Source organism: Streptomyces sp. NPDC001927, assembly GCF_053594455.1.
Genome location: NZ_JBSFEN010000015.1, coordinates 232,003 through 256,519, shown reverse-complemented (window position 1 = coordinate 256,519; position 24,517 = coordinate 232,003). Strand labels below are relative to the sequence as shown.

Below are 24,517 nucleotides of genomic sequence, written 5' to 3'. Positions count from 1 at the left end.
CGCTTTGTCGCTCACAGCTTCGGCGCAATCTCTTCGGTCCAGATCCGGGTCCGCTCCTCGCGCGACATGTGGCACGCGGAGTGGTGGCGGCTGCCCGTCTCCTTCAGCTCGGGGCGCTCGGTGCGCGTGATGCCGCCCTTGGGCACGTCCGCGTACGGGCAGCGCGGGTTGAAGGCGCAGCCGCTGGGGACGTTGATCAGGCTGGGCGGGTTGCCCTTGACCGGGATCAGGCGTTCGGTCTGCTCGCGGTCGATCCGCGGCATCGAGCCGAGCAGGCCCCAGGTGTAGGGGTGCTGCGGCTCGTAGAAGACCGACTCGGCCGGTCCGCGCTCCACGCACCGGCCGCCGTACATCACGAGGATGTCGTCGGCGACCTCGGCGACGACGCCGAGGTCGTGCGTGATGATGACGACCGCGGAGCCGAACTCCTTCTGCAGGTCCCGGATCAGGTCCAGGATCTGCGCCTGGACCGTGACGTCGAGGGCCGTCGTCGGCTCGTCCGCGATGAGCAGTTCGGGGTTGTTGACCAGCGCCATCGCGATCATCGCGCGCTGGCGCATACCGCCGGAGAACTCGTGCGGGTAGTTCGAGAAGCGCTTGGCCGGCTCGGGGATGCCGACCCGGTCGAGGAGTTCGACGGCCCGCTTCCTCGCGGTCTTCTTGTCGACCGGGTGGTGGACCCGGTACGCCTCCGAGATCTGCGCGCCGACCGAGTAGTACGGGTGCATCGCGGACAGCGGGTCCTGGAAGATCATCGCCATGTCGCGGCCGCGCAGCTTGCGGACCTCTTCGGGGTCGGCCGTGAGCAGCTCGCGGCCGTTCAGCCAGATCTCGCCGGAGATCCGGGCCTTCTGCCGGCCGTACTGGCCGACGGTGTGCAGGCCCATGATGCCGAGCGAGGTCACCGACTTGCCGGAGCCGGACTCGCCCACGATGCCGAGGGTCTTGCCCTTCTCCAGCTGGAAGCTGAGCCCGTCGACGGACTTGACCAGGCCGTCGTCGGTCGGGAAGTGGATCTTCAGGTCGCGGACGTCGAGGAAGGCGTCGGACGGGGCGTTCGAGGCCGCGACCGGTTCACCCAGGGCCGCGCCGGTCTTGGTCAGCTTGTCCGTCATGCGAGCCTCACTCGGGGGTCGATCACCGCGTACAGAAGGTCCACCACGAGGTTGGCGATGACGACACAGGTCGCTGTGATGAGCGTGACCGCCAGAATCAGTGGCAGGTCGCGCTCGGTCACTCCCTTGATGGCCATCCAGCCGAGGCCCTGGAGGTTGAAGGTGCTCTCGGTCAGGATCGCGCCGCCGACGAGAGCACCGAGGTCCATGCCGAAGATGGTCAGGATGGGGGTCATCGTGGAGCGCATGGCGTGCTTTCCGAGCACGACCCGCTCCGGCAGGCCCTTGGCCCGTGCCGTACGGATGTAGTCCTCGCCGAGGACCTCCAGCATGGTGGCGCGGGTGAGTCGCGCGTACATCGCCGCGTACAGGAACGCGAGGGTGACCCAGGGCAGCAGCAGTCCGCCGAACCAGCTGCCGAAGGACTCGCTGATGGGCGTGTACGAGGCGTTGAGCCAGCCCAGTTGGGTGCGGAAGACGAACATCGACAGCATGCCGGTGAAGAAGATGGGGAGCGAGACACCGGCGAGCGCGGTGATCATCGCGGTCCGGTCGACGACCGTGCCCCGCTTCAGCGCGGAGATCACACCCGTGGTGACGCCCATCAGCAGCCACAGCGCGGCGGCTCCGACGACCATGGAGAGGGTCACGGGGAACGCGTCGACCAGCATGGTCGAGACGTCCTGCTCGGTACGGAACGAGTAGCCGAAGCAGGGTGCCTCGCAGTGGATGGTGCTGCCACCGCCGGTGTAGTCACGTCCGACGAAGATGCCGGAGACGAAGTGCCAGAACTGCACCAGGATCGGCTCGTCCAGGCCCAGCTTCTGCCGGACAGCTTCGATGGAAGCCGGATCCGCCTGCTTGCCGACGAACATCGCGGCAGGGTCGCTGCCGGTCATCTTGGGGATGAGGAAGAAGATGCTGAGCGTCGTCAGGGTGACGACCATCAGCATCACTACGACGGCGAACAACCGTCGGACGAGATATGCAAGCATGCGGTCGGCCGACCGGCGGCCGGGGATCCCGATCGGGTCCCCCGGCCGCCGTGCGCGGCCATCACCTGCCCTTCGGACCTAGCGGCGGGTGGTGCGCCGTTGGAGCGGGTGGATTGACTCGGACTTACTTCATGACGCCGAGCGACGAGTAGTCGTAGCGGCCGTTGTAGGCGTCGGCCGTGTAGACGTTGGTCAGTCGCGAGGAGCGCCAGATGATGTTCTTCTCGTGCGTGAAGGGCAGGTAGACCGCGGCCTCGGAGACCTTGGTGTTGATCTGCTTGTAGAGCTCGCCGGCCTTGACCGGGTCGGTCTCCTTCAGCGCCTGGTCGAACAGGCCGTTGACGGCCGGGTCGTTCAGCTCCGAGAAGTTGTTGTTACCGCTCTGCAGGATGAAGCGGCCGTCGACCAGCGGCTGCAGGAAGCCCTGGCCGGTCGGGAAGTCGGCGCCCCAGCCCATGATGATGATGCCGTAGCCCTTCTCCTTGACCACCTTCGGCGAACCGATGATGCCGGAGGTCTGGGCGCCGTCGAACTGGTCGATCTGGGCGTCGATGCCGACGGCCTTCAGCGACTGCTGGAGGGACTCGGCGGTCGCGATCTCGATCTTCTTGTTGTTGCGGACCGCGATCGTGGTCTTGAAGCCGTTCGGCTTGCCGCACTTGGCCAGGGCCTCCTTGGCCTTGGCCACGTCCGCCTTGCCCTCCAGCTTGCCGTACGGGTCGGCCTTCGGGTCGGCACCCTTGATCGCCGGCGGCAGCATGTTGGAGGCGATGTCGCCACCGGCCTGCGGGCCACCACGGGCGGTCTGCAGGGACTTGGAGTCGGCCGCGTAGATGATCGCCTTGCGGCACTCGACGTTGTCGATGACCGTCTGCGGGAAGACCGCGTAGCGGATGAAGCCGGTCTGCGGGTTGTCCGCGTTCTCCTTGTGCTGCTGGAGCACCTTGGCACGGGCCGCCGCGCCGACACCGGTGGCGTTGAGGTCGAGGTCGTACTCGCCCTCGACCAGACGGTTGTCCATGTCGTCGGCGTTGGTGGTGAACTTGACGCTGATCTTGTCCGGCAGCGCCTTGCGGACGGTGTCCGTCTTCGCGTCCCACTTGTCGTTGCGGACGAGCAGCATCGACTTGTTCGGGGTGTACGACTGCCACTTGTACGGGCCGGAGGAGAAGGGCTTCAGGCCGTACTGGGCCTTGGTGTCCTTGTCCTGGCGGACCGGGGAGGCGGCGGGCATGGCCAGCATCTGCAGGAAGTCACCGTTGGCGACCGGCAGCTTGAAGATGATGGTCTTGTCGTCCGGGGTCTCGATCGCCTTCAGGCCGAGCTTGTCCGGGGTGGTGTCCTTGTAGGGACCCTTGTACTCGCCCTTGGGGTCGAGGACCTGCTGGAGGTAGATCGGGCCGCCGGAGATGACGTCCTGCGCCCAGATGCGCTCGATGCCGTACTTGATGTCCTTGGAGGTGATCGGCTTGCCGTCCTCCCAGGTGACCCCGTCCTTCAGCGTGAAGGTGTAGGTCAGGCCGTCCTCCGAGACCTTGCCGGCGTCGGTGGCGAGGTCGGGGACCAGCTCGGTGGAGGCGGCGCCCGGCTCGGCCTTGAAGGTGACCAGCTGGCGCGTGTAGTAGCGGGCGAAGTCCCACACGAAGCCGTAGTAGCCGCGCTGCGGGTCCCACGAGTCGGCCTCCTGCGAGCCGATGAACTTCAGCTCGCCGCCCTTCTTGTCCGAGGGGTTGGCGACCTTGTTCACCGCGGCGTTGAAGCCGGGTGCGCCGGTCTTGCTCTTGCCGTCGCCGGTGCCGCCGCCACACGCGGTGGTGACGACCATCGTGGCCGCGGCGAGCAGCGCGCCGGCGGCGATTCTGCGCCGCGAAGAGCTGTTCAGAGTCATGGTCTCGCAACCTCCGGAATAGTGGCGGCCGTTACGGCGGTCCGCCGGTGTTGATTGCCTCCTGTCAACAGCGGCAGGGGCGGGTCTGTACGGGCGTGCGGGCGGTCTGCGGGCGGTCAGCGAGCGGCCTTCGGGTCGAGCGCGTCCCGCACGCCGTCGCCGAAGAGGTTGAACGCCAGAACGGTGATGAAGATCGCGAGGCCGGGGATCACCATGAACAGGGGGTCCGACTCGTAGGTGGAGATGGCCGTCGACAGCATTTGGCCCCAGGAAGCGGTGGGCGGCTTCACACCCGCGCCGAGGAAGCTGAGGGCCGCTTCGGTGAGGATGTTGGTGGGGATCATGAGGGTCGCGTAGACCATGATCGGGGCGACCAGGTTGGGCAGCAGCTCCCGGCGCAGGATGTAGAGCCGGCCGGCGCCGAGCGAGCGGGCGGCCTCCACGTACTCGCGGTTGCGCAGCGAGAGGGTCTGGCCGCGGACGATCCGGCCGACGTACGGCCAGCCGAAGAAGCCGATCACGATCACCAGCGCGCCGATGCGGACCCCCGAACCGGAGAAGCCGAGCAGCTCGTTGGGGAGCACGGAGACCAGGGCGATGGTGAAGAGCAGCTGCGGGAAGGCGAGCATGACGTCCATGACGCGGCTGAGCGCCGCGTCGACCCAGCCGCCGAAGTAGCCGGCGACGATGCCGAGGATCGTGCCGAGGACGACCGCGAACATCGCCGCGAGGAAGGCGACGAGGAGCGAGATCCGGGCGCCGTAGACGATCCGGCTGAAGACGTCACGGCCGTTGACGGGCTCGACACCGAGCAGGAAGTCGGAGCTGATGCCGCCGTAGGGGCCGATCGGGGTGCCGAAGAGCGGGTCGATCTGGTCCTCGTGGAACTCGTCCGGCGGGTGGCCGAGCAGACCCACGATGACGGGCGCGAGGATCGCGACGACGACCAGGAAGATCACGATCGCGCCGCCGGCCAGCGCGAGCTTGTCGCGCTTGAGCCGGGTCCAGGCGATCTGCCAGGGGGAACGTCCCTCGATCGTCTTGCCGGGCGGCGCTGGGGGCACGGCATCGACGGCGGCGGTCGACTCGGCCGCACTCGTCTCGTGCAGTGGTGCCGTCATCGTGCTGAGGACCCCTCTCGGCCGCCGGTAGCCGGCCCTTGCCCGCCGCGGGTAGCGGCTTGGTGGAACAACTGCGGGGCACCGGCCAGGAGGCCGAACGCCCGGTGTTCCGGGGAGTCTTCAATGTGGTCGCGATCACCCGCCAGACCTGACGGGGAATGTTTGCGCAACCGTGATGCGGTTCGTTGCCTTCCGTTATCCGGACGCTGTGATCGCGCCAGCGGACCATCTCGCCCACTATTCGGCCAGAACGGACATCCGACCCAACCCCTGTGTGACAGGGGTTAATTGGTGCGACGGAACGGACGTATCAGTACGTACGCGGTACAGCCGGCGGGTAGCCGTAGCCCGGGGCGGGCGGAGCGGGCGCCGCGTGCGCGTCGCGGTCGTAGAACGGGCGCGCGTTGGCGCGCAGCCACATCGCGACGGGGTCGTACGCGTCCGACATCGCGACCGTCGAGACGGGCAGGCCGTCGGGGACGGCGGAGACCGACTGGCGCATCATCGCCCGCACCGACTCGACCGAGGCGGCCGAGGTGTCGTACAGGTCGAGGCCGATGGCGAGGTACGGGGTGCCGAGCGCGGGATGCACCCAGGCCCGGCGCAGCGTCCGTACGGCCGGGGTGCGGTGGGCGTTCTGGGTCAGCAGGGCGTAGAACTGCGGGATCTCCAGCGCGGGTTCGGAGAGCCTGAGCGGTCCGGCCGGCATCCGGTCGAGGCCGGTGGCGATCCGGCGCAGGTCGGCCCAGGGGATGCCGACGCCGCCGTTCTGGTCGTGCGGATTGAGCCAGATGCCCACCCGGTCGGGGAAGAGCGCGCCGGCGATCTCGCGCCCGGTGACCACCTCGTGGGCGCGGTTCCAGCCGGAGGCGGCGAGCTCCTGGGCGGAGGTGACGCAGGGGGCGTACCCGAGGCCGTCGACCTCGATGTTCCCGTACTGGGCGTCGGACGAGCCGGGCGTGCCCTGCCAGAGCAGCATCCAGACACCGCCGTCGGCGAGGGCGCGCAGCAGGTCCTCGTACGCCTCGTAGCGTCCGGGTGTGACCTGGCGCAGCATGTGCTCGACCTGTCCGGTCGCAGCGGTGCCCGACGCGCTCACGCTGTTTTCCGCCCCTCTTCCGTAGACCCCATCAGCTTAGTTATCAGGAGGCCCGCTGGTAGAAGGGGCGCACCCGCTCCAGCATCCACTCGCCGACCGGGTCCTGTGCGACGTCGAGCAGGATGAGGTTGACCGGCCAGGCCACCTCGACCCGGCCCAGCGCGCGGCCGAGGGCGTCCAGCGGGGCGTTCCGGTCGACGCCGTCCCAGGTGACGAGCTCGACGCCGACGAAGAGGGCCGGTTCGGTGCCCTCGACGCTGGCCAGGGCGCGGCGGGCGGAGAGGACGACTCCGGTGGCCTCGAACTCGGCGGCCGCGGCGGAGAGGAAGTCGACGGGGTCGTCCTGCCAGTCGGGCTCGAAGAGCCGGACCCGGCCGCCGCTCGCGGGGCCGTCCAGCGGGGTGCGGCCGGTCCGGCAGAGCTCGGCGACGGCGGGCGGGGGCAGCGGGGCGCCGACGGTGCCGCCGGGGTTCACGGCGATGCCGAGCTGCGGGGGCAGGCCGCGGGCGAAGTCCCGGGCGGGGGCGACGGTGAACGACATGTGGCTGCCGACGCAGGCCAGGAACTGCTGCTCGGAGCTGAAGACGGGGACGTACGGGAGTCCGTCGATCTCCATCGTGGGCAGGTCGAGGTCACGGCTCTCGGGGCTGCCGCCGTTGGGCAGCGGCACCCAGACGGGGCTCCTGCCGAGGACCTCGACGAGGCGGCCTCCGGCGGAGGGGTTGCCGAGCGAGGCCGCGAGGACCTCTTCGAGCTCGTTGCCCGGCCACGTAACGTCCACGGTTCCCGCTTCCCCTGTCTCACGCGTCCTGATCGCGCGTCTCCCGCGTCCTCGTCACGACGCCCTCGGGGCAGAACCCTAACGCCGCCCTGGCACCCCCGTGGCCAAAAGCGCTCAGTGGACGGAGCGGAAGGCGATGGTCCGAAGGGCGCCGGCGGCGTCCCGGTCGAGCAGGGTCGCCGAGGCGCAGCCCCGGGGCAGCCGACCCGACTCGACCGAGCCGAGGAGCCGGCCGACGGCCCGGCGGTGCCGGGCGAAGGCGTACCCCGAGACGCCCCGGCCGCGCTCGCGCTGGCCGGCGCGGGCGGTGTCGGGCGTGACGTCGAGCAGGATCAGATGGAGGGCGCTGCCGCGGCGGCGGGCCTCGCGGGCCAGCCAGTTCCGCACCCAGGACTGGGTGCCGCAGTCGTGGACGACGACGCTCCGCCCGGAGCGCAGGACGCGCCAGAGCCCGGCGTAGTGCGCGATCCGGGCCAGCGGGCGGTAGACCGCGTACGGCAGGAAGGCGGGCAGCCGGGCCTCCCAGCGCTCGCGGGCGTCCTGGGAGTCGATGCCCAGGCCGTCGGCGGCGCGCCGCATCAGGGTGGACTTGCCGCTTCCGGGCAGCCCGGAGACCACCACGAGGTCGCCCGCGGCGAAGGCGAGCGTCCGGGGGCCGCGGCCGCCGCGCTCGCGCAGGTCGCGCAGCAGGGGCGCGGCCCGGCGCCTGCGGGTTCTGGCGCGGGCGCGGGCACGCGGGCCGGGTATCCCCGTCCCGGTGCCCGTGGCGTAGGCGCCGGAGTGCTGGATCGTCATCGTCTCTCCCCCAGTCGGGTCCCGAGAACCCCTTGCCCACAAAGTGTAAAGAAGGGGTAATCAGTCACAAGCGATTTGCCGATCGGACACCGCGTGCAATGATGTCCGCGCCAAGCGCACACAACCGCATACCGGCCGCTCGAATCCGCGCGGGAGAGTCCCGGAACCACCTTCAACGGTGGGCCCCGGGCGCCGAAGGAGCAAGACCCTCCCTTGAATCTCTCAGGCCCCGTACCGCGTGGATGAGGCAGATCTGAAAAGCGGGACGCCTTCCGGCGTTCCCACCCAAGGTGCAAGCCGAGGTCTCGGTGACGAGATGCCCTCGGTGAACCTCTCAGGTTCCATGACAGATGGGGAGGACGTCCTCGCCCGTCATGTTTTCCGCCCTTGGGATCCGGGAGCCACCTCATGAGCACGTCTGCCCCCCGTCTGACCGCCCTCGATGCCCTGCATCGCTCCCTGGGCGCGACCATGACCGACTTCGCCGGCTGGGACATGCCGCTGCGCTACGCCAGCGAGCGGGACGAGCACCTCGCCGTCCGCACCAAGGCGGGCCTCTTCGACCTCTCCCACATGGGCGAGATCACCGTCACCGGTCCGCAGGCCGTCGACCTGCTCGACCACGCGCTGGTCGGCAACATCTCCACGGTGGGTGTGGGCCGGGCGCGGTACACGATGATCTGCCAGGCGGACGGCGGCATCCTCGACGACCTGATCGTGTACCGGCTCCAGGAGCACGAGTACATGGTCGTGGCGAACGCCTCCAACGCGCAGATCGTCCTCGACGCCCTCGTGGCGCGTGCCGAGGGCTTCGACGCCGAGGTCCGCGACGACCGTGACGCGTACGCCCTGATCGCCGTCCAGGGCCCGGAGTCCCCCGGCATCCTGAAGTCGCTCACCGACGCCGACCTGGACGGGCTGAAGTACTACGCGGGCCTCCCGGGCACGGTCGCCGGGGTCCCCGCCCTGATCGCCCGTACCGGCTACACCGGCGAGGACGGCTTCGAGCTGTTCCTGAAGCCGGAGCACGCCGAGGGCGTCTGGAAGGCGCTGACCGAGGCGGGCGCGCCGGTCGGCCTGATCCCCTGCGGCCTCTCCTGCCGTGACACGCTCCGCCTGGAGGCGGGCATGCCGCTGTACGGGCACGAGCTGACGACCTCGCTCACCCCGTTCGACGCGGGCCTTGGCCGGGTCGTGAAGTTCGAGAAGACGACGAACGAGGGCCGCTTCGTCGGCCGCGAGGCGCTCGAGAAGGCCGCCGAGCGCGCCGAGACCGCCCCGCCGCGCAAGCTCGTCGGCCTGATCGCCGAGGGCCGCCGGGTCCCGCGCGCCGGTTTCTCCGTCGTGGCCGACGGCGAGGTCGTCGGCGTGGTCACCTCGGGCGCCCCGTCGCCGACGCTCGGAAAGCCGATCGCGATGGCCTACGTGGACGCGGCGCACGCCGCGCCCGGTACCCAGGGTGTAGGTGTGGACATCCGCGGCACCCACGAGCCGTACGAGGTCGTGGCGCTGCCCTTCTACAAGCGCCAGAAGTGACGTTTCCCACCCCGTCACGTCTCACCTCTCGTCTCATCCCGTAAGACCCGCGTTCATCAGTACTCCCCCGATCCAGGAGAATCACGACATGAGCAACCCCCAGCAGCTCCGCTACAGCAAGGAGCACGAGTGGCTGTCGGACGTCGTCGACGGCGTCGCGACGGTCGGCATCACCGAGCACGCGGCGAACGCCCTCGGTGACGTCGTCTACGTGCAGCTCCCGGAGGTCGGGGACACGGTGACCGCGGGCGAGTCCTGTGGCGAGCTGGAGTCCACCAAGTCCGTCAGCGACCTGTACGCCCCGGTGACCGGCGAGATCGTCGAGGCCAACCAGGACGTCGTGGACGACCCCTCCCTGGTGAACACCGCCCCGTTCGAGGGTGGCTGGCTGTTCAAGGTGCGCCTCGCGGGCGAGCCGGACGACCTGCTCACCGCCGACGAGTACACCGCCTTCACCGCCGGCTAACCGAGACCCCGTAGGGATCGATTCATGTCGCTTCTGAACACCCCTCTCCACGAGCTGGACCCCGACGTCGCCGCCGCCGTCGACGCCGAGCTCCACCGCCAGCAGTCCACCCTCGAGATGATCGCCTCGGAGAACTTCGCTCCGGTCTCGGTCATGGAGGCCCAGGGCTCGGTCCTCACCAACAAGTACGCCGAGGGCTACCCGGGCCGCCGCTACTACGGCGGCTGCGAGCACGTCGACGTGGCCGAGCAGATCGCCATCGACCGGATCAAGGACCTGTTCGGCGCCGAGTACGCCAACGTCCAGCCGCACTCCGGCGCCTCCGCGAACCAGGCCGCGCTCTTCGCGATCGCCCAGCCCGGCGACACGATCCTGGGCCTGGACCTGGCGCACGGCGGTCACCTGACCCACGGCATGCGCCTGAACTTCTCGGGCAAGCAGTTCAACGTGGTCGCGTACCACGTGGACGAGGCCGGCCTGGTCGACATGGCCGAAGTCGAGCGCCTCGCCAAGGAGCACCGCCCGAAGGTGATCATCGCGGGCTGGTCCGCCTACCCGCGTCAGCTGGACTTCGCCGAGTTCCGCCGGATCGCCGACGAGGTCGAGGCGTACCTGTGGGTCGACATGGCCCACTTCGCGGGTCTGGTCGCGGCCGGTCTGCACCCGAACCCGGTCGCGTACGCGGACGTGGTCACCTCGACCACGCACAAGACGCTCGGCGGCCCGCGCGGCGGCATCATCCTCGCGAAGAAGGAGTTCGCGAAGAAGCTGAACTCCTCGGTCTTCCCCGGTTTCCAGGGCGGCCCGCTGGAGCACGTGATCGCGGCCAAGGCCGTCTCGTTCAAGATCGCGGCCTCGGAGGAGTTCAAGGAGCGCCAGCAGCGCACGCTCGACGGCGCCCGGATCCTGGCCGAGCGCCTGGTCCAGGACGACGTCACCGCGCACGGCGTCTCGGTCCTGTCCGGCGGCACGGACGTGCACCTGGTCCTGGTGGACCTGCGCAACTCCGAGCTGGACGGCCAGCAGGCCGAGGACCGTCTCCACGAGGTCGGCATCACGGTCAACCGGAACGCGATCCCGAACGACCCGCGTCCGCCGATGGTCACCTCGGGTCTGCGCATCGGTACGCCGGCGCTCGCGACCCGCGGTTTCGGCACCGAGGACTTCGCCGAGGTCGCCGACATCATCGCGGAGACCCTGAAGCCCGGCTTCGACGCGGACGCCCTCAAGGCCCGGGTGACCGCTCTGGCCGAGAAGCACCCGCTGTACCCCGGCCTGAAGTAATTTCGTACCCTTTTGTTCGTACGAAGCTCCGGGGCACCGCGCACACTGGACGTGAGCACGGTGCCCCGGAGTCCTTTCCTCCCCCTTCCTGCTCTGCTCTGTTCTGCACCACCCCGGCAGACAACGGCGTCAGCCCCCCACAAGGAGTCCCCCGTGGCCATCTCGGTCTTCGACCTGTTCTCGATCGGCATCGGCCCGTCCAGCTCGCACACGGTGGGCCCGATGCGGGCCGCCCGGATGTTCGCGCGCCGACTGAAGAACGAGGGCCTCCTGGCGCACACGGCGTCGATACGGGCCGAGCTGTACGGCTCGCTGGGCGCGACCGGCCATGGGCACGGCACGCCGAAGGCGGTCCTGCTGGGCCTGGAGGGCAACTCTCCGCGCACGGTGAACGTGGAGACGGCGGACGAGGAGTTCGAGCGGATCAAGGCGAGCGGCAAGATCAACCTGCTCGGCGCGCACGAGATCCCCTTCGACTTCGACGAGGACCTGATCCTGCACCGCCGGAAGGCGCTGCCGTACCACGCCAACGGCATGACGGTCTTCGCGTACGACGCGGAGGGCGCGCTGGTCCTGGAGAAGACGTACTACTCGGTCGGCGGCGGCTTCGTCGTGGACGAGGACGCGGTCGAGGGCTCGGACCCGATCATCCCGGACGACACGGTCCTGAAGTACCCGTTCCGCACGGGCGACGAGCTGCTCCGTCTCGCGAAGGAGACCGGCCTGTCGATCTCCGCGATGATGATGGAGAACGAGAAGGCCTGGCGCACGGAGGAGGAGATCCGCACGGGTCTCCTGGAGATCTGGCGGGTCATGCAGGCCTGCGTCTCGCGCGGCATGTCCCGCGAGGGCATCCTGCCCGGCGGCCTGAAGGTCCGCCGCCGCGCCGCGAACACGGCCCGCAAGCTGCGCTCCGAGGGCGAGCCGGCGGCGCTGGCGATGGAGTGGATCACGCTCTACGCGATGGCCGTGAACGAGGAGAACGCGGCGGGCGGCCGCGTGGTCACCGCCCCGACGAACGGCGCGGCGGGCATCATCCCGGCGGTCCTGCACTACTACATGAACTTCGTGCCCGGCGCCGACGACGACGGCGTGGTCCGCTTCATGCTGGCGGCGGGCGCGGTCGGCATGCTCTTCAAGGAGAACGCCTCGATCTCGGGCGCCGAGGTCGGCTGCCAGGGCGAGGTCGGCTCGGCCTGCTCGATGGCGGCCGGCGCGCTCGCGGAGGTCATGGGCGGCTCCCCGGAGCAGGTCGAGAACGCGGCCGAGATCGGCATGGAACACAACCTGGGCCTGACCTGCGACCCGGTCGGCGGCCTGGTCCAGATCCCGTGCATCGAGCGCAACGGCATGGCAGCGGTCAAGGCGGTCACGGCGGCCAAGATGGCCCTCCGCGGCGACGGCAGCCACCTGGTCTCCCTGGACAAGGTCATCAAGACGATGAAGGAGACCGGCGCGGACATGTCGGTCAAGTACAAGGAGACGGCCCGCGGCGGTCTCGCGGTGAACATCATCGAGTGCTGATCAGCACGGGCTGATCACCGCCTGCTGATTCCCGGGGCGGTCCGGGCCTCGTGCGGGTTCGGCTCGTCGCGCAGCAGCGGCACCGGGCCCCGCAACGCGAATCCGCCGGGGAGGTCCAGCCGGCCGCCCCGGCGCTCGGCGATCACCGCCCCCTGCGCCCCCAGGCTCACGTCGACCGCGCACTCCCCTGACCGCACGCCGGTCAGACAGGTGTCGCGGACCACGCAGACGAGCCCGGAGATCCAGAAGACCACGCTCAGCTGCACGTCCAGTGTGCCGATCTTGGCGCCGTCCACGTAGACGTCGACGTAGGGCCGGTGCGTGGAGGTCACCCGGTGGGTCGCGAGCGCGACGACCTCCTCGCTGCCCGGCAGGTCCCGGGTACGGCGCGCGGCGGACTGGAGCGCGGAGTGGCCGCGCCAGCCGGCTGCGGCCAGGTCGAGCACGTCGAGGCCGAGGAAGTCGTCCACGACGGTGGCCAGCTCGTGCTCGACCGCCCGGTCGGCGGCGGGCGTCCGGCCCCGTACGGGCGCGAGCAGCGGCTCGGCCGTGCCATGGGCACGCAGCGGGCCGTCAAGGCCCTCACCGTCGCCGAGCAGGAACGAGCGGACGGTCGTCGGGGTCGTGGCCCTCGCGGGCGCGGTCGTGGTCATCGGTCCTCCTCGTCGAGGGTCTGCCGGCCGGGGTCCGGGTGCGGGTCGAGCCGGGTGGAGCGGGTGGGCGGCTCGCCGGGCGGCCGGTACTCGGTCAGCGCCGTGTCGCCGATGGCGGGCCGCAGGGTCGCCCGTACGTGGTTGCGCACCCAGCGGGGGCCGCGGTGCAGGCGCCCGAAGTAGACGGCCGCGGCGGCGGCGAGGGCGAGCGCGCCGCCGAGGGACGCGGGGCCGACGACCCACCCGACGGGGGTGGAGCCATCGCCGTTGCCTCCGGGCGGGACGTTCGGGTTCGAGTCGGTCGGGTTCGGATCCGTCGAGTTCGGATCCGTCGAGTTCGGATCCGTCTGGTTGGGGTCGGTCGGGTTCGGATCCGTCGAATTGGGATCCGTCGGGTTCGGCTCGTCAGTGACCTCGTACGAAGCCTCGTCGTACTGCTCCGGATAGTCCTGGCAGACCGCCACCACTGTGTGCTCGCCCGACTCCGCGTCGCTCGGTACCGGGATCTCGGTGGCGAAGGTGGCCTGCTCCGTGACGGGGGCGGTGGCCAGCGGCGGCCCTTCGCCGTCCCACCGCAGGTCGACGTTCGAGCACCTGAAGCCCGTGCCCTCCGCCTGTACGGTGCTCCCTTTCGCGCCCTCCTCCTCGGCGAGGGTCAGGAGCGGGTCCCCCGGGGTTTCGACGACATAGTCCGCGTCCGCGTAGAGAGACGACTCATCGGTGCACTCGGCCCGCAAGGTGTAGGTGTCCGGGTCCGAATCCGGGACGGTCTCCGTGTATGAGAAGTCGCCGTTCTCCGCCACGGGGATGCCGGACGCGATCGCGGGCCCGTCGACCACGTGGAGATACACGGTGCCGGCGGGGCACTCCTGGAAGCCCGTGCCCCGGACGTCGATCACGTCCCCGACGGAGCCGTGGTCCGGGTCGAGCGTGAGGGAGGCCTCGGCATCCGGTGGTTCCGTCGTCGGCGCCGGTTCCGATGTCGTGGGCGGCGGCTCCGACGTGCCGGGTGGCGGCTCCGTCGTCGGCGGCGGGGGTTCCGTCGTGTCCGCCGGCGGTTCCGAGGTCGTCGGCGGGGGCGTCGGTTCGGCCGACGCCTGAATGGCGACCGGTCCCACGCCGATCGCTACGCTCAGAAGCACAGCCATCAGCAATCGACGCACCAGCCGCGCGGCAGTGACCATAGGAAGGAGGGGTTGGGGAACACCCCTATTTTCCCATCAGGTTCACACCCGCGCGCGTCGTCCCTCCCGGCGGCTCAGCCGGGCGCGTCGGCGCTCGGTCGGCGCCGGTGCCCGGGCGGGCGGCACCTCACGTGCGTCTACGCACGGAGTGCGCGCCGCCCGCCCCGCCCCGCAGGGGTCAGGCCTTGTTGAGGTGGGACCAGAACTCGTCCCACGACAGCTTGCCGTCGCTGTTGCTGTCCCGCTGCTTGATGAGCGCCTCGGCGACCGTCTCGGTCACGTTGAAGTCGCCCAGCTGGGCCATGACGCTCTTGTACTCGGAGGCGGTGATGAAGCCGTCCTTGTCCACGTCGAACCGATCGAACGCCGTGCGTGCCGACTCGATGTCCGCCACTGTTTCCGCCCCTTCTTGGTGCTTCTCTGACGGGGTCAGATTAGCGGGCGCGACCATGTCAGATGATGGGGGTATGAGCGATGACGTGGGACGGATTCTTGCTGCGGCCGCCGGCGGTCTGTTTCCGCCGCCCGACGGGGGTACGACGATCGTGCCGCAGCCCAGCCCCCGCGATGCCGGAGTCCTCGCCTTCACCGCGCACTCCGTCGTCTTCACCGACGCGGATCCGGACTGGGTACGGGCCGAGCTGGCCGCCACCGCCAGTGATCCGCTCGCCGCGTCCATGAATCCGGGCTTCCTGCTCGCCCTCATGCGGCGTACCGGCCGGCGGATGAACACCGTCGACCTGCTCACCGTCGCCCCCGCCCTGCCCGGCGCCCCCGAGCTGCCGCTGCGTGAGATCGAGGATCCCGAGCATCCCCGGGTCGCGCGGGCGATGAAGTACCGCGACGACGTACGCGTCTGGGGCGCCGAGGGTGGTCTGCTCGTTCTCGGGCGGGGTGTCGCCGGGCGCTGGGAGGCCGCGATCGAGGTGGACGAGGACGTCCGGCACCGCGGGATCGGCCGAGCCCTCGCGCTCGCCGCCCGGCACCTGACACCGGGCGACGTCGTCTGGTCCCAGCAGTCCCCCGGAAACGCCCGCAGCGTCCGGGTGTTCCAGGCCGCCGGCTATCGGCCCGTCGCCTCCGAGGCCCTGTTGAGCGCCGGGTGACGAGTCATCTGAAGACGCCCGTGTGGCCCAGGGAGTAGCGGCCCGGTTGGGGGTAGACCGCCAGGCCGTGCGGGCCGCCGCCCACCGGGATGCGGGCCAGCTGCTTTCCGGTCTTCGTGTCGATCGCGTACACCTCGGCGTCGTAACGGCCCGACAGCCACAGCACCTTGCCGTCGGCCGAGACGCCGCCCATGTCAGGGGAGCCGCCGTCCGGCAGCCGCCACTTCTTCGTCAGCCGGTTCTGGGCGAAGTCGAAGACCGAGATGGAGCCCTCGCCGCGGTTGGGGACGTACATCTCCTTGGAGTCGCGGGAGATGTAGAGGCCGTGGGCGCCCTTGCCGGTCGGCATCAGCTGCGGGGTGGTGAACTTCTCGCCGTCGAGGACCCACATGCCGTGGGCCATCATGTCGGCGATGTAGAAGGTCTTGCCGTCCGGGGAGAGCTTCACGTCCTGCGGCATGGCGCCCTCGAACGGCAGCCTCTGCTGGCCGACGACCTTCATCTTCTCCGTGTCGACCTTCAGGAGCTCGCCGGAGAACTCGCAGGAGACCACGAAGTACCGGCCGTCGGCCGAGAAGTCCGCGTGGTTGACGCCGTAGCAGGAGACCGGGACGGTCTTCTTCCGCTCCATCGTGTGCGGGTCGCGGAAGACCAGCTCCCGGTCGAGCGAGGCCATGACGACGGCGTACTTCCCGTCGGGCGTGAAGTACAGGTTGTACGGGTCGTGGACCTCGACCGGCTTGCCCGCGACACCGGTGGCCGGGTCGATCGGGGTGAGCGTGTGGCCCCGGTTGTTGTTGACCCAGAGGGTCTTCAGGTCCCAGGACGGCACGACGTGCTGCGGCTGGATGCCGACCGGGATCGTCTCGACGACCTTGTACGTCGCCGGGTCGATGACCGAGACCGTGTTGGAGTTGGTGTTCGGGACGTAGACCCGGCTGGGGAAGCCCTTCACCACCGGCGACAGCTTGCCGGGGCGGTCGGCCGCGTAGATGTCGTTCGGGTCGAGGACCGGCGGCATGCCCGGAAGCCCCGCGGGGGTGGCCTTCTTCGGTACGGCGGGGAGCGCGGCGGCCTCCTCCTTGCCGGCGCCGCCCCGGGGCTCGGGGGCCCGGTCGGCGGTCCCGCACCCGGCGAGCGCGGCGAGCAGCGCGGCGGCGAGGAGGCTCTTCGTGCGCGTGGTCATCGTGCGGGTGGTCATCGTGCGCGTGGTCATGCGCGTGGGGATCGTGCGCGTGGTGAGAGGCAGCATCAGGTCAGCAGCTCCGTGGTCGTCACCGCGCGCAGGCCGCGGCGGTCGAGGTCGGCGAGGAGGGGCGGCAGCGCGGCGAGGGTGTCCGCGTAGCCGAGGTGCAGGCTCACCACCGACCCCGGGTGGATCCGTGCCGCGACGTTGCGGACGACGGCCTGGGCGCCGGGCGACGTGTGGTCGAGGGAGTCGACGTCGTACGAGAGGACGTGCGGATAGCCGGCCCGGCGGGCGGCCCGCAGGACGGTCGCACCGGCGTGCTGGGTCCTGGACGGCCGGAACCAGGTGCCGATGGAGCCGGTGAGGCGGCGCAGCCGGGTGGCGCAGGCGGCGATCTCGGCGTGCGCCTCGTCCTCGGTCATCGCGTTCACGTCGAGGTGGCGCTGGGTGTGGTTGCCGAGGTCGTGGCCGCCGTCGAGGACGCGGCGGGCCAGGTCGGGGTGGGCGTCGAGCCACTCCCCCACGGCGAGGACGGTGACCCGGGCCCCGCCCTTCTCGGCCTCGGCGAGCACGGAGCGGGCGAGGGCGGGGTCGCCCGCGCCGTGGAAGGTGAGGGCGACCCGGGGGCGGTCGCGCGGGCCGCTCGCGATCTCGACCGGCAGCCCGGGGAAGCGGCGCGGGGCCGGCGCGTCCGGCGGCCTGGGCGCGGGCGCGGGCTCCCGAGGCGCGGGCTCCCGGGACGCAGGGTCCCGGTGCTCGGAGCCTCCGCGCGCGGCGTCCGGTTCCGTGCCGCTGCAAGCGTTCGTGAGGAGCCCGGCGGCGGCTCCGGCGAAGGCGGCCGCCGCACCTGCCCGGAGCGCGCCACGACGGTCGGTGAGGATCACGCGCCCATTAAAGAGGCGATCTGTCCGGAAAATTACGATTGAGCCAATTCAGGACGTTTGCCGCCCCGCGCCGGGTGTCCGACATGCGGACAAGTCGAGGAAACACCCGGTGAACACCATACTTATTCACCATTTACAAGGTTCGTGCTCCAGGTCACCAATGATTCATTGGCGAACCGTACCGGTTTGACCGATTTTGAACCGATAGGGACTTTTGGCGGCAAGGCCACCTGTCTGCCATAGTCGAATCCACGACCCCCATTGACCCGGGCCAGGTCGTCGAGCACCGTGGGTTACACCCCCCCGATCCGCGGCGCTCCATACATGGAAGCCCCCTCACGGGGGCTTTTGTGTACCCGGCGCCGAGGACCCTCAGCGGTCCGACACCCGCATCTCGAACCAGGTCGTCTTCCCGCGCGGCTGCAGGTCCACGCCCCAGCGGTCGGAGAGCTTGTCGACGAGGAAGAGGCCGCGGCCGCTTATGTCCAGCTCCTGCACCGGCATCAGACAGGGCAGCCCGCGCGAGGGGTCGCGGACCTCGATCCGGATCCAGCCCCGGCGGCGCAGCAGCCTCAGGGCGAAGACGCGCGCCCCGGTGTGCCGGACGGCGTTCCCGACGAGTTCCGAGACGAGTAAGACCGCATGCTCGGCGATCTGTGGCGTCAGGGCCCACTGACGGAGCACCACGCACTGCGTGAGCCGGCGGGCGACGGCGGCGGACTCGGGGCGGGACGGCAACCGGACGTCGTCCTCGGCCGGATTCCCGTACAACTCCAGTGCCTTGAGGGCCTGTTCGTCCTCGGCTGTCGGTACCCACCGTGCGGCGGTCGCACCGCCGTGCTGCCGCGGTTGTTCCACACCCTCCAGGCCCGCCATGCCCCCATCATGGCCGCACGGACGGGGCCGCGTGGCCGTTCCGGAGGAATCGGTACCCCGGAATCGACAATTCCGGGAGATTCCTCCGGCATATGCCAGCAGCTTGCGGGTTCGGCGGGCGTCAGGCGAACTTGGCCTTGCCCGGGCCCTCCTCGACGAAGCTCCGCATCCCGGTCTCCCGGTCCTCGGTCGCGAACAGGCCCGCGAACCAGGTCCGTTCGATCGCGAGGCCGGTGTCGATGTCGGCCTCCAGACCCTGGTCGATCGCCTCCTTGGCGGCGCGCAGCGCGATGGCGGGGCCCTGGGCGAGCTTCGCGGCCCACGCGTGCGCCTGCTCGTACACCTCGGCCGCGGGGACGACACGGTCCACCAGACCGAGTGTCAGGGCCTCCTCCGCCTTGACCATACGGCCGGTGAAGATGAGGTCCTTCGCCTTGGACGGGCCGACGAGGCGGGAGAGCCGCTGGGTGCCGCCGGCGCCGGGGATGAGGCCGAGCAGGATCTCGGGCTGGCCGAGCTTGGCGTTGTCGGCGGCGATCCGGTAGTCGGCGCAGAGCGCCAGCTCGCAGCCGCCGCCCAGGGCGTAGCCGGTGACCGCGGCGACGACGGGCTTGGGGATGCGGGCGATCGCGGTGAAGGAGTCCTGGAGCGCGCGCGACCGCTTCACCATGGCCGCGTGGTCCATGTTCTGCATCTCCTTGATGTCCGCTCCGGCCGCGAACACCTTCTCGCCGCCGTAGAGGATCACCGCGCGCACGTCGTCCCGGTCGGTCGCCTCCTGGGCCAGCTCGCGCAGCCGGTCCTGTACGGCGATGTCGAGGGCGTTCATCGGGGGGCGGTCGAGGCGGATCGTGCCGACGCCGTCCGCGACTTCGAGGTTCACAGTCATGGGGGCAGGTTAGTCCGCGTTAACGACGAGGGGCCCGGTGCCGTTGGTCACAGCACCGGGCCCCTTGAAGAGGGAGCTACTTGATCCACTCCGACCAGGACATGTTCCAGCCGTTGAGGCCGTTGTCCGGCTGGATCTGCTTGTCCTTCGAGTTCTTCACGACGACCACGTCACCGATGAGCGAGCGGTCGTAGAACCAGGCCGCCGGGGTGGAGCTGTCGCCCGCGCCCCGCGCGTCGCGCAGGCCGACGCAGCCGTGGCTGACGTTGGCGGAACCGAACGTCCCGGACGAGGCCCAGTAGTTGCCGTGGACGAAGGTGCCCGAGGTGGACAGGCGCATCGCGTGCGGCACGTCCTTGATGTCGTACTCGCCGCCGAAGCCGACGGTGGCGCCGTTCATCCGGGTCACCTTGTACTTCTCGCTGATGACCATCTGACCGTTGTACGTGGTCGTGGACGGCGCGCCCGCGGTGATCGGGATGGTCTTGATGATCTTGCCGTCGCGCTCGACCTTCATGGTCTTGGCGCTGGCGTCGACCGTGGAGACCTGGCGGCGGCCGATGGTGAACGAGAGCGTCTTCTTCTGCTTGCCGTAGACACCCGGGCGGCCCTCGACGCCGTCCAGGTTCAGCTCGACCTTCACCTTGGTGCCGGCGGCCCAGTAGTTCTCCGGGCGGAAGTCGAGGCGGTCGTTGCCGAACCAGTGGCCCTGGATGTCGACGGCGGGCGTCGCGGTGACCTTGATGGCCTTCTCCACGGCCTCGGGGTCGGTGATGCCCCGGGTGAAGCGGATGGAGACCGGCATGCCGACGCCGACGGTCGAACCGTCCTCGGGCGTGTAGTGGCCGATGAAGGTGTTCTTCGGGGTCAGCGTGGTGAAGGTGGTGTCCTTGGCCGACTCACGACCCTCGGAGTCCTTCGCGATCGCGTGGACCTTGTACTGCGTACCGGCGGAGAGGTGTCCGACGGGCTGCCAGCTGGCGCCGTCCGCCGCTATCTTGCCCTCGATCTCGGCACCCTTGGTGTCCGCGACCGTGACCGTCGTCAGCTTGCCCTGCTCGGCCGTGACCTTCAGGACGCCGCTGGTCGCGACCGAGACGGCGCCGTCCTTCGGGGCGATCGTGACGACCGCCTGCGAGGCCGCGATCTCCTGCTTGCCGCCGCCGTCCTTGCCCGGCTCCTGCCCGCCCCCCTTGGCGCCGCCGGTGTCCCCGCCACCGCACGCGGTCAGGACGAGGAGCAGCGCTCCCGTCGCCAGCGCCCCCAGGCGGGTGCCGCGGCGCCTCCGTCCGGTGGTCGCTCCGGATATCGGCTGCCCGTTCACTATGGTGTTCTCCCCTCGCACGACCCGGCTATGCCTGGGCCCCACCCCCGTGCACATCCTCTCGCGCACACGGCGTTAGATAATCACACTGGAAGACACGAAAGTTCCACGCGAATGTCACCATTCAGTCCCAGTTCGCGTGGGGTTCGGGCAGCCACCCGGGTCAGCGCAGGGCGGAACCCGTCTTCCACTCCTCCCAGTCCATGTTCCAGCCTCCGAGGCCGTTGTCGGGAGCGACCTTTCGGTCACGGGAGTTGACCACCTCGACGACGTCGCCGATGAGCGTACGGTCGAAGAACCAGCCCGCCGGGGAGTCCGCGCTGCCGCCCTTCTCGTCCCGCAGGCCCACGCAGCCGTGGCTGACGTTGGCCGAGCCGAAGGTGGAGGGCGTGGCCCAGTAGTTGCCGTGCAGGAAGGTCCCGGACTCGGTCAGCCGCATCGCGTGCGGTACGTCCTTGATGTCGTACTCCCCGCCGAAGCCGACCGTGCGGCCGTCCATCCGGGTCACGTCGTAGAGCTCCGTGACCACCATCTTCCCGTTGTACGTCGTGGTCTTCGGCGCTCCGGCCGTGATGGGGATCGTCGCGAGCAGCTCGCCGTCCTTGCGGACCTCCATGGTGTGCTCGGCCGCGTCGACGAGGGAGACCTGGGAGCGGCCGACCGTGAACCCGACGCGCTTGCTCTGGATGCCGTAGACCCCCGGGGCGCCCTCGACGTCGCGCAGGGCGAGGTCGACGGTCACCTTGGTGCCGGGCCGCCAGTACTCCGCCGGGCGGAAGTCGAGCCGCTCCTTGCCGAACCAGTGGCCGACCACGTCGACCGGCGGGTCGGAGGTGACCGTGATGGCCCGCTCGACGGCCTCGCGGTTCTCGACGGCGCGGTTGAAGGAGAAGGAGACGATCATTCCGGTGCCGACAGTGGAACGGTTCTCCGGCTTGAAGTAGCCGATGAACCGGCTCTCGGGGACGACGGTGGTGAACGTGGTGTGCCGTGCGGAGCGCCGGCCGTGCGCGTCGAGCGCCACCGCGTCCACGCTGTACTTGGCCGCGAGGGCGAGCCGGGAGTCCGGCTTCGGCCGCCAGCGCAGCCCGTCCTCGCTGATCGCGCCCGCCACCGCGGTGCGCTGGGCGTCCTCGACCCGGACGACGGTGACCCGTTCGAGCCGTCCGCTGTCGACCCTGATCTCGATCGGTCCCTCGGCCGGTACGCCCTTGCTGCCGTCCTCCGGGCTGACCCGGATGACATCGCCCGGAGCCCGCGCCTTCCCGGGCAGGGGGAGGTCGATCCCACCGCCGCCCTCGCCCGTGCCGGTGCAGCCCGCCACACCCGCCACCAGTGCCGCCACCGCGAGCGCGCGGCCCGCCCGCTTCCATACGTGTCTCACGACCGGCCCAACGACAGCCACCCTCCAGGGGAAACGTGCGTGCGGGTCATGTTGGGAGTACGGCCGTACGGGCAGAACAGGTGGGAGGACCCCGCACGGGGAGCCGCGGCCGGGACGCCGCGGGTCCGCGCCGCGCGGAGCCCGACGAGCCGCGGGAGGCCGACAGGTGTCGAGCGCAGCCGAGCAGAAGGCGGAGGCGGTACCGGACGGAGGGGGGCCCTCCCCTGCCCCGGAACGGGCCCGGCCGCCCACAGGGAGGTCGGGCGCGGTGTGGACGGGCCCGGTGTGGCCGGGCGCGCCCACGCCGTTGGGGGCGCGCTGCCGGAGCGGGCCCGACGGGGTCACCGGCACCAACTTCGCGCTGTGGGCCGGCGGGGCGGAGGCCGTCGAGCTCTGCCTCTTCGACGCGGACGGGACCGAACGGCGGCTGCCGCTGACCGAGCTGACCCACGAGATCTGGCACGGCTTCGTGCCCGGGGTGGGCGCGGGGCAGCGGTACGGATTCCGGGTGCACGGCCGCTGGGACCCGTGGACGGGCGCCCGCTGGAACCCGGCCAAGCTGCTCCTCGACCCGTACGCGCGGGCGGTCGACGGCGACTTCACGCTGCCGCCGGAGGTGTACGGGCACGTCCGCGACTGGCCGCAGCAGCATGTGGCCGACACCGTCCGGGACGACCGGGACTCCGCCCCGTACGTGCCGAAGGGGGTCGTCGTCCTGGACGACGACGACTGGGCCGACGACCGCAGGCCGAAGACCCCGTGGCCGGACTCGGTCATCTACGAGCTGCACGTGAAGGGGTTCACCAAACTCCACCCGGGCATCCCCGAGGAGCTGCGCGGCACCTACGCGGGGCTCGCGCACCCGGCGGCCGTCGAGCATCTCGTACGGCTCGGGGTGACGGCGGTGGAGCTGCTGCCGGTGCACCAGTTCGCGCACGAGGACCATCTGCTGCGGCGCGGGCTGCGCAATTACTGGGGGTACAACTCCCTCGGCTACTTCGCCCCGCACGCCGGCTACTCCTCCTCGGGGACCACCGGGCAGCAGGTCGGCGAGTTCAAGCGGATGGTGCGGGCGCTGCACGCGGCCGGGATCGAGGTCATCCTCGACGTGGTCTACAACCACACCGCCGAGGCGGGCGAACTGGGGCCGACGCTGTCCCTGAAGGGCATCGACAACCGCGGCTACTACCGGCTCCAGTCGGACGCCCGGAGGTACGCCGACTACACCGGCTGCGGCAACACCCTGCACGTCGTCCAGCCGCAGGTGCTGCGGCTCATCACCGACTCGCTGCGGTACTGGGTGACGGAGATGGGCGTCGACGGCTTCCGCTTCGACCTGGCGGCGGCGCTCGCCCGCTCGATGCACGACGTCGACATGCTCTCCCCGTTCCTCGCGGTCATCGCCCAGGACCCGGTGCTTCGACGGGTGAAGCTGATCGCCGAGCCCTGGGACGTCGGCAACGGCGGCTACCAGGTGGGCGCGTTCCCGCCGCTGTGGACGGAGTGGAACGACCGCTACCGCGACGCGGTACGGGACTTCTGGCGCGGCGCCCTGCCCGACGTACGCGACCTCGGCTACCGGCTCTCCGGATCGAGCGACCTGTACGCGTGGGGCGGGCGGCGGCCGTACGCCTCGGTCAACTTCGTCACCGCGCACGACGGCTTCACGCTGCGGGACCTCGTCACGTACGAGCGCAAGCACAACGAGGCCAACGGGGAGGGCAACCGGGACGGCACGAACGACAACCGGGCCTGGAACTGCGGGGCGGAGGGCGAGACCGACGACCCCGCCGTGCAGGAGCTGCGGCTGCGGCAGCTGCGGAACCTGCTGACGACGCTGCTTCTGTCGACCGGGGTGCCGATGCTGGTCGCGGGCGACGAGATGGGGCGCACGCAGGGCGGCAACAACAACGCGTACTGCCAGGACAACGAGACGAGCTGGCTGGACTGGTCGCTGCCCGAGGACCCGGGGCGGCGCGAGCTGCTCGCCCTGACCCGGCGGCTGCTCGCGCTGCGGCACCGGCATCCGGTGCTGCGCCGCCGCGCGTTCTTCTCCGGGCGTCCGCAGGGCGCGGACGGGCTGCGGGACCTTGCGTGGTTCACGGCGGACGGCACGGAGATGACGGAGGCCGACTGGTACGCGCCGGCGGCCACGCTGGGCCTCTATCTCTCGGGCCGGGACATCCCGGGGCGGGACGAGCGGGGGAAGCAGGTCACCGACGACAGCTTCCTGGCGATCCTGCACGCGGGCCCGCGCCCGGCGGAGTACCGGCTGCCGGGGCCGCCGTGGGCGGAGTCGTACGAACTGGTCCTGGACACCGCCCTGGAGGACCAGACGCACGCCCCGGAGACCGTGTACGCGGGCGGGGCGACGGTGACGGTGGGGGCGCGCTCGGTGTGGCTGCTGCGGGTCGGGGGGTGAGG

The 24,517-nt window shown here is 70.4% G+C and carries 22 protein-coding genes and 1 riboswitch; of the genes, 6 read left to right on the top strand and 16 right to left on the bottom strand.

Annotated elements, in window-relative coordinates:
• Positions 1-11: 11 nt before the first annotated feature.
• The 7 genes from ACWCO8_RS34670 to ACWCO8_RS34640 all read right to left on the bottom strand — a co-directional run bounded on the left by ACWCO8_RS34670 (position 12) and on the right by ACWCO8_RS34640 (position 7,794).
• Positions 12-1,115, bottom strand: a complete 1,104-nt coding sequence (locus tag ACWCO8_RS34670) for an ABC transporter ATP-binding protein (RefSeq protein ID WP_451035529.1) — start codon at positions 1,113-1,115, stop codon at positions 12-14.
• Entirely contained in the window at positions 1,112-2,110 is a 999-nt protein-coding gene (locus ACWCO8_RS34665) for an ABC transporter permease (protein WP_362003606.1), read from the bottom strand. Before ACWCO8_RS34665 ends, ACWCO8_RS34670 begins: the two co-directional genes overlap by 4 nt.
• Before the next feature lie 124 nt (positions 2,111-2,234).
• Positions 2,235-3,998, bottom strand: coding sequence for an ABC transporter substrate-binding protein (locus tag ACWCO8_RS34660; protein WP_362003608.1), 1,764 nt, complete (start codon positions 3,996-3,998; stop codon positions 2,235-2,237).
• 116 nt (positions 3,999-4,114) lie between these two features.
• A complete protein-coding gene (locus tag ACWCO8_RS34655) occupies positions 4,115-5,119 on the bottom strand; it encodes an ABC transporter permease (RefSeq protein ID WP_362003610.1) in 1,005 nt (334 codons plus the stop codon).
• A gap of 310 nt (positions 5,120-5,429) precedes the next feature.
• Positions 5,430-6,218 (bottom strand): enhanced serine sensitivity protein SseB C-terminal domain-containing protein, encoded by a 789-nt coding sequence (locus ACWCO8_RS34650; protein WP_362003612.1) that lies wholly within the window; start codon positions 6,216-6,218, stop codon positions 5,430-5,432.
• A 43-nt stretch (positions 6,219-6,261) separates the two neighbouring features.
• Positions 6,262-6,999 carry an enhanced serine sensitivity protein SseB gene (locus ACWCO8_RS34645; protein WP_362003613.1) on the bottom strand — a complete coding sequence of 246 codons (738 nt, stop codon included), beginning with the start codon at positions 6,997-6,999 and terminating at the stop codon, positions 6,262-6,264.
• A 114-nt stretch (positions 7,000-7,113) separates the two neighbouring features.
• A complete protein-coding gene (locus tag ACWCO8_RS34640) occupies positions 7,114-7,794 on the bottom strand; it encodes an AAA family ATPase (RefSeq protein WP_451035528.1) in 681 nt (226 codons plus the stop codon).
• Between the two features lie 140 nt (positions 7,795-7,934).
• Positions 7,935-8,041: riboswitch (glycine riboswitch) on the top strand.
• 161 nt (positions 8,042-8,202) lie between these two features.
• Here ACWCO8_RS34640 and gcvT point away from each other — a divergent pair.
• From gcvT to ACWCO8_RS34620, 4 genes are all read left to right on the top strand, one after another.
• Complete coding sequence (gene gcvT / locus ACWCO8_RS34635; RefSeq protein ID WP_451035527.1) at positions 8,203-9,330, top strand: glycine cleavage system aminomethyltransferase GcvT; 1,128 nt, start codon at positions 8,203-8,205, stop codon at positions 9,328-9,330.
• A gap of 88 nt (positions 9,331-9,418) precedes the next feature.
• Positions 9,419-9,796, top strand: a complete 378-nt coding sequence (gene gcvH, locus ACWCO8_RS34630) for a glycine cleavage system protein GcvH (protein ID WP_362003619.1) — start codon at positions 9,419-9,421, stop codon at positions 9,794-9,796.
• Between the two features lie 24 nt (positions 9,797-9,820).
• Positions 9,821-11,080: a serine hydroxymethyltransferase gene (gene glyA, locus ACWCO8_RS34625; RefSeq protein ID WP_362003621.1), complete on the top strand. Its 1,260-nt coding sequence runs from the start codon at positions 9,821-9,823 to the stop codon at positions 11,078-11,080.
• Positions 11,081-11,233: 153 nt separating this feature from the next.
• Complete coding sequence (locus ACWCO8_RS34620; RefSeq protein ID WP_451035526.1) at positions 11,234-12,604, top strand: L-serine ammonia-lyase; 1,371 nt, start codon at positions 11,234-11,236, stop codon at positions 12,602-12,604.
• A 14-nt stretch (positions 12,605-12,618) separates the two neighbouring features.
• Here the strand turns inward: ACWCO8_RS34620 and ACWCO8_RS34615 are convergent, their stop codons facing one another.
• The 3 genes from ACWCO8_RS34615 to ACWCO8_RS34605 form a co-directional block, all read right to left on the bottom strand.
• Positions 12,619-13,257 (bottom strand): hypothetical protein, encoded by a 639-nt coding sequence (locus tag ACWCO8_RS34615; RefSeq protein WP_362003625.1) that lies wholly within the window; start codon positions 13,255-13,257, stop codon positions 12,619-12,621.
• Complete coding sequence (locus ACWCO8_RS34610) at positions 13,254-14,405, bottom strand: hypothetical protein (RefSeq protein WP_451035525.1); 1,152 nt, start codon at positions 14,403-14,405, stop codon at positions 13,254-13,256. The genes ACWCO8_RS34615 and ACWCO8_RS34610 overlap by 4 nt, the downstream gene beginning before the upstream one ends.
• A gap of 214 nt (positions 14,406-14,619) precedes the next feature.
• Complete coding sequence (locus ACWCO8_RS34605) at positions 14,620-14,835, bottom strand: EF-hand domain-containing protein (RefSeq protein WP_362003631.1); 216 nt, start codon at positions 14,833-14,835, stop codon at positions 14,620-14,622.
• 73 nt (positions 14,836-14,908) lie between these two features.
• Between ACWCO8_RS34605 and ACWCO8_RS34600 the strand changes: the two genes are divergently transcribed.
• Entirely contained in the window at positions 14,909-15,547 is a 639-nt protein-coding gene (locus tag ACWCO8_RS34600) for a GNAT family N-acetyltransferase (protein ID WP_362003633.1), read from the top strand.
• 4 nt (positions 15,548-15,551) lie between these two features.
• Here ACWCO8_RS34600 and ACWCO8_RS34595 read toward each other — a convergent pair whose 3' ends face one another.
• The 6 genes from ACWCO8_RS34595 to ACWCO8_RS34570 form a co-directional block, all read right to left on the bottom strand.
• Positions 15,552-16,763, bottom strand: coding sequence for a YncE family protein (locus ACWCO8_RS34595; protein ID WP_451035524.1), 1,212 nt, complete (start codon positions 16,761-16,763; stop codon positions 15,552-15,554).
• Between the two features lie 35 nt (positions 16,764-16,798).
• A complete protein-coding gene (locus tag ACWCO8_RS34590) occupies positions 16,799-17,620 on the bottom strand; it encodes a polysaccharide deacetylase family protein (RefSeq protein ID WP_451035523.1) in 822 nt (273 codons plus the stop codon).
• Between the two features lie 372 nt (positions 17,621-17,992).
• Positions 17,993-18,496 (bottom strand): ATP-binding protein, encoded by a 504-nt coding sequence (locus ACWCO8_RS34585; RefSeq protein ID WP_384508016.1) that lies wholly within the window; start codon positions 18,494-18,496, stop codon positions 17,993-17,995.
• Positions 18,497-18,617: 121 nt separating this feature from the next.
• Positions 18,618-19,385, bottom strand: coding sequence for an enoyl-CoA hydratase/isomerase family protein (locus ACWCO8_RS34580; protein WP_451035522.1), 768 nt, complete (start codon positions 19,383-19,385; stop codon positions 18,618-18,620).
• Positions 19,386-19,461: 76 nt separating this feature from the next.
• Entirely contained in the window at positions 19,462-20,709 is a 1,248-nt protein-coding gene (locus tag ACWCO8_RS34575; RefSeq protein ID WP_362003641.1) for a L,D-transpeptidase, read from the bottom strand.
• A 163-nt stretch (positions 20,710-20,872) separates the two neighbouring features.
• Positions 20,873-22,093: a L,D-transpeptidase gene (locus ACWCO8_RS34570; protein WP_362003643.1), complete on the bottom strand. Its 1,221-nt coding sequence runs from the start codon at positions 22,091-22,093 to the stop codon at positions 20,873-20,875.
• A gap of 166 nt (positions 22,094-22,259) precedes the next feature.
• On the opposite strand from ACWCO8_RS34570, the gene glgX reads away from it, so the two are divergent.
• The gene (glgX, locus tag ACWCO8_RS34565; protein WP_451035521.1) at positions 22,260-24,515 is read left to right on the top strand and encodes a glycogen debranching protein GlgX; all 2,256 of its coding nucleotides are present in this window, start codon (positions 22,260-22,262) and stop codon (positions 24,513-24,515) included.
• The last annotated feature ends 2 nt before the right edge of the window (positions 24,516-24,517 follow it).

What these genes read in the sequence shown, in the direction of transcription:
- ACWCO8_RS34670 (WP_451035529.1), bottom strand. Translation starts at nt 1,115, where the DNA reads ATGACGGACAAGCTGACCAAGACCGGCGCGGCCCTGGGTGAACCGGTC.
- ACWCO8_RS34665 (WP_362003606.1), bottom strand. Translation starts at nt 2,110, where the DNA reads ATGCTTGCATATCTCGTCCGACGGTTGTTCGCCGTCGTAGTGATGCTG.
- ACWCO8_RS34660 (WP_362003608.1), bottom strand. Translation starts at nt 3,998, where the DNA reads ATGACTCTGAACAGCTCTTCGCGGCGCAGAATCGCCGCCGGCGCGCTG.
- ACWCO8_RS34655 (WP_362003610.1), bottom strand. Translation starts at nt 5,119, where the DNA reads ATGACGGCACCACTGCACGAGACGAGTGCGGCCGAGTCGACCGCCGCC.
- ACWCO8_RS34640 (WP_451035528.1), bottom strand. Translation starts at nt 7,794, where the DNA reads ATGACGATCCAGCACTCCGGCGCCTACGCCACGGGCACCGGGACGGGG.
- gcvT (WP_451035527.1), top strand. Translation starts at nt 8,203, where the DNA reads ATGAGCACGTCTGCCCCCCGTCTGACCGCCCTCGATGCCCTGCATCGC.
- gcvH (WP_362003619.1), top strand. Translation starts at nt 9,419, where the DNA reads ATGAGCAACCCCCAGCAGCTCCGCTACAGCAAGGAGCACGAGTGGCTG.
- glyA (WP_362003621.1), top strand. Translation starts at nt 9,821, where the DNA reads ATGTCGCTTCTGAACACCCCTCTCCACGAGCTGGACCCCGACGTCGCC.
- ACWCO8_RS34615 (WP_362003625.1), bottom strand. Translation starts at nt 13,257, where the DNA reads ATGACCACGACCGCGCCCGCGAGGGCCACGACCCCGACGACCGTCCGC.
- ACWCO8_RS34610 (WP_451035525.1), bottom strand. Translation starts at nt 14,405, where the DNA reads ATGGCTGTGCTTCTGAGCGTAGCGATCGGCGTGGGACCGGTCGCCATT.
- ACWCO8_RS34600 (WP_362003633.1), top strand. Translation starts at nt 14,909, where the DNA reads ATGAGCGATGACGTGGGACGGATTCTTGCTGCGGCCGCCGGCGGTCTG.
- ACWCO8_RS34595 (WP_451035524.1), bottom strand. Translation starts at nt 16,763, where the DNA reads ATGACCACGCGCACGATGACCACCCGCACGATGACCACGCGCACGAAG.
- ACWCO8_RS34585 (WP_384508016.1), bottom strand. Translation starts at nt 18,496, where the DNA reads ATGGCGGGCCTGGAGGGTGTGGAACAACCGCGGCAGCACGGCGGTGCG.
- ACWCO8_RS34580 (WP_451035522.1), bottom strand. Translation starts at nt 19,385, where the DNA reads ATGACTGTGAACCTCGAAGTCGCGGACGGCGTCGGCACGATCCGCCTC.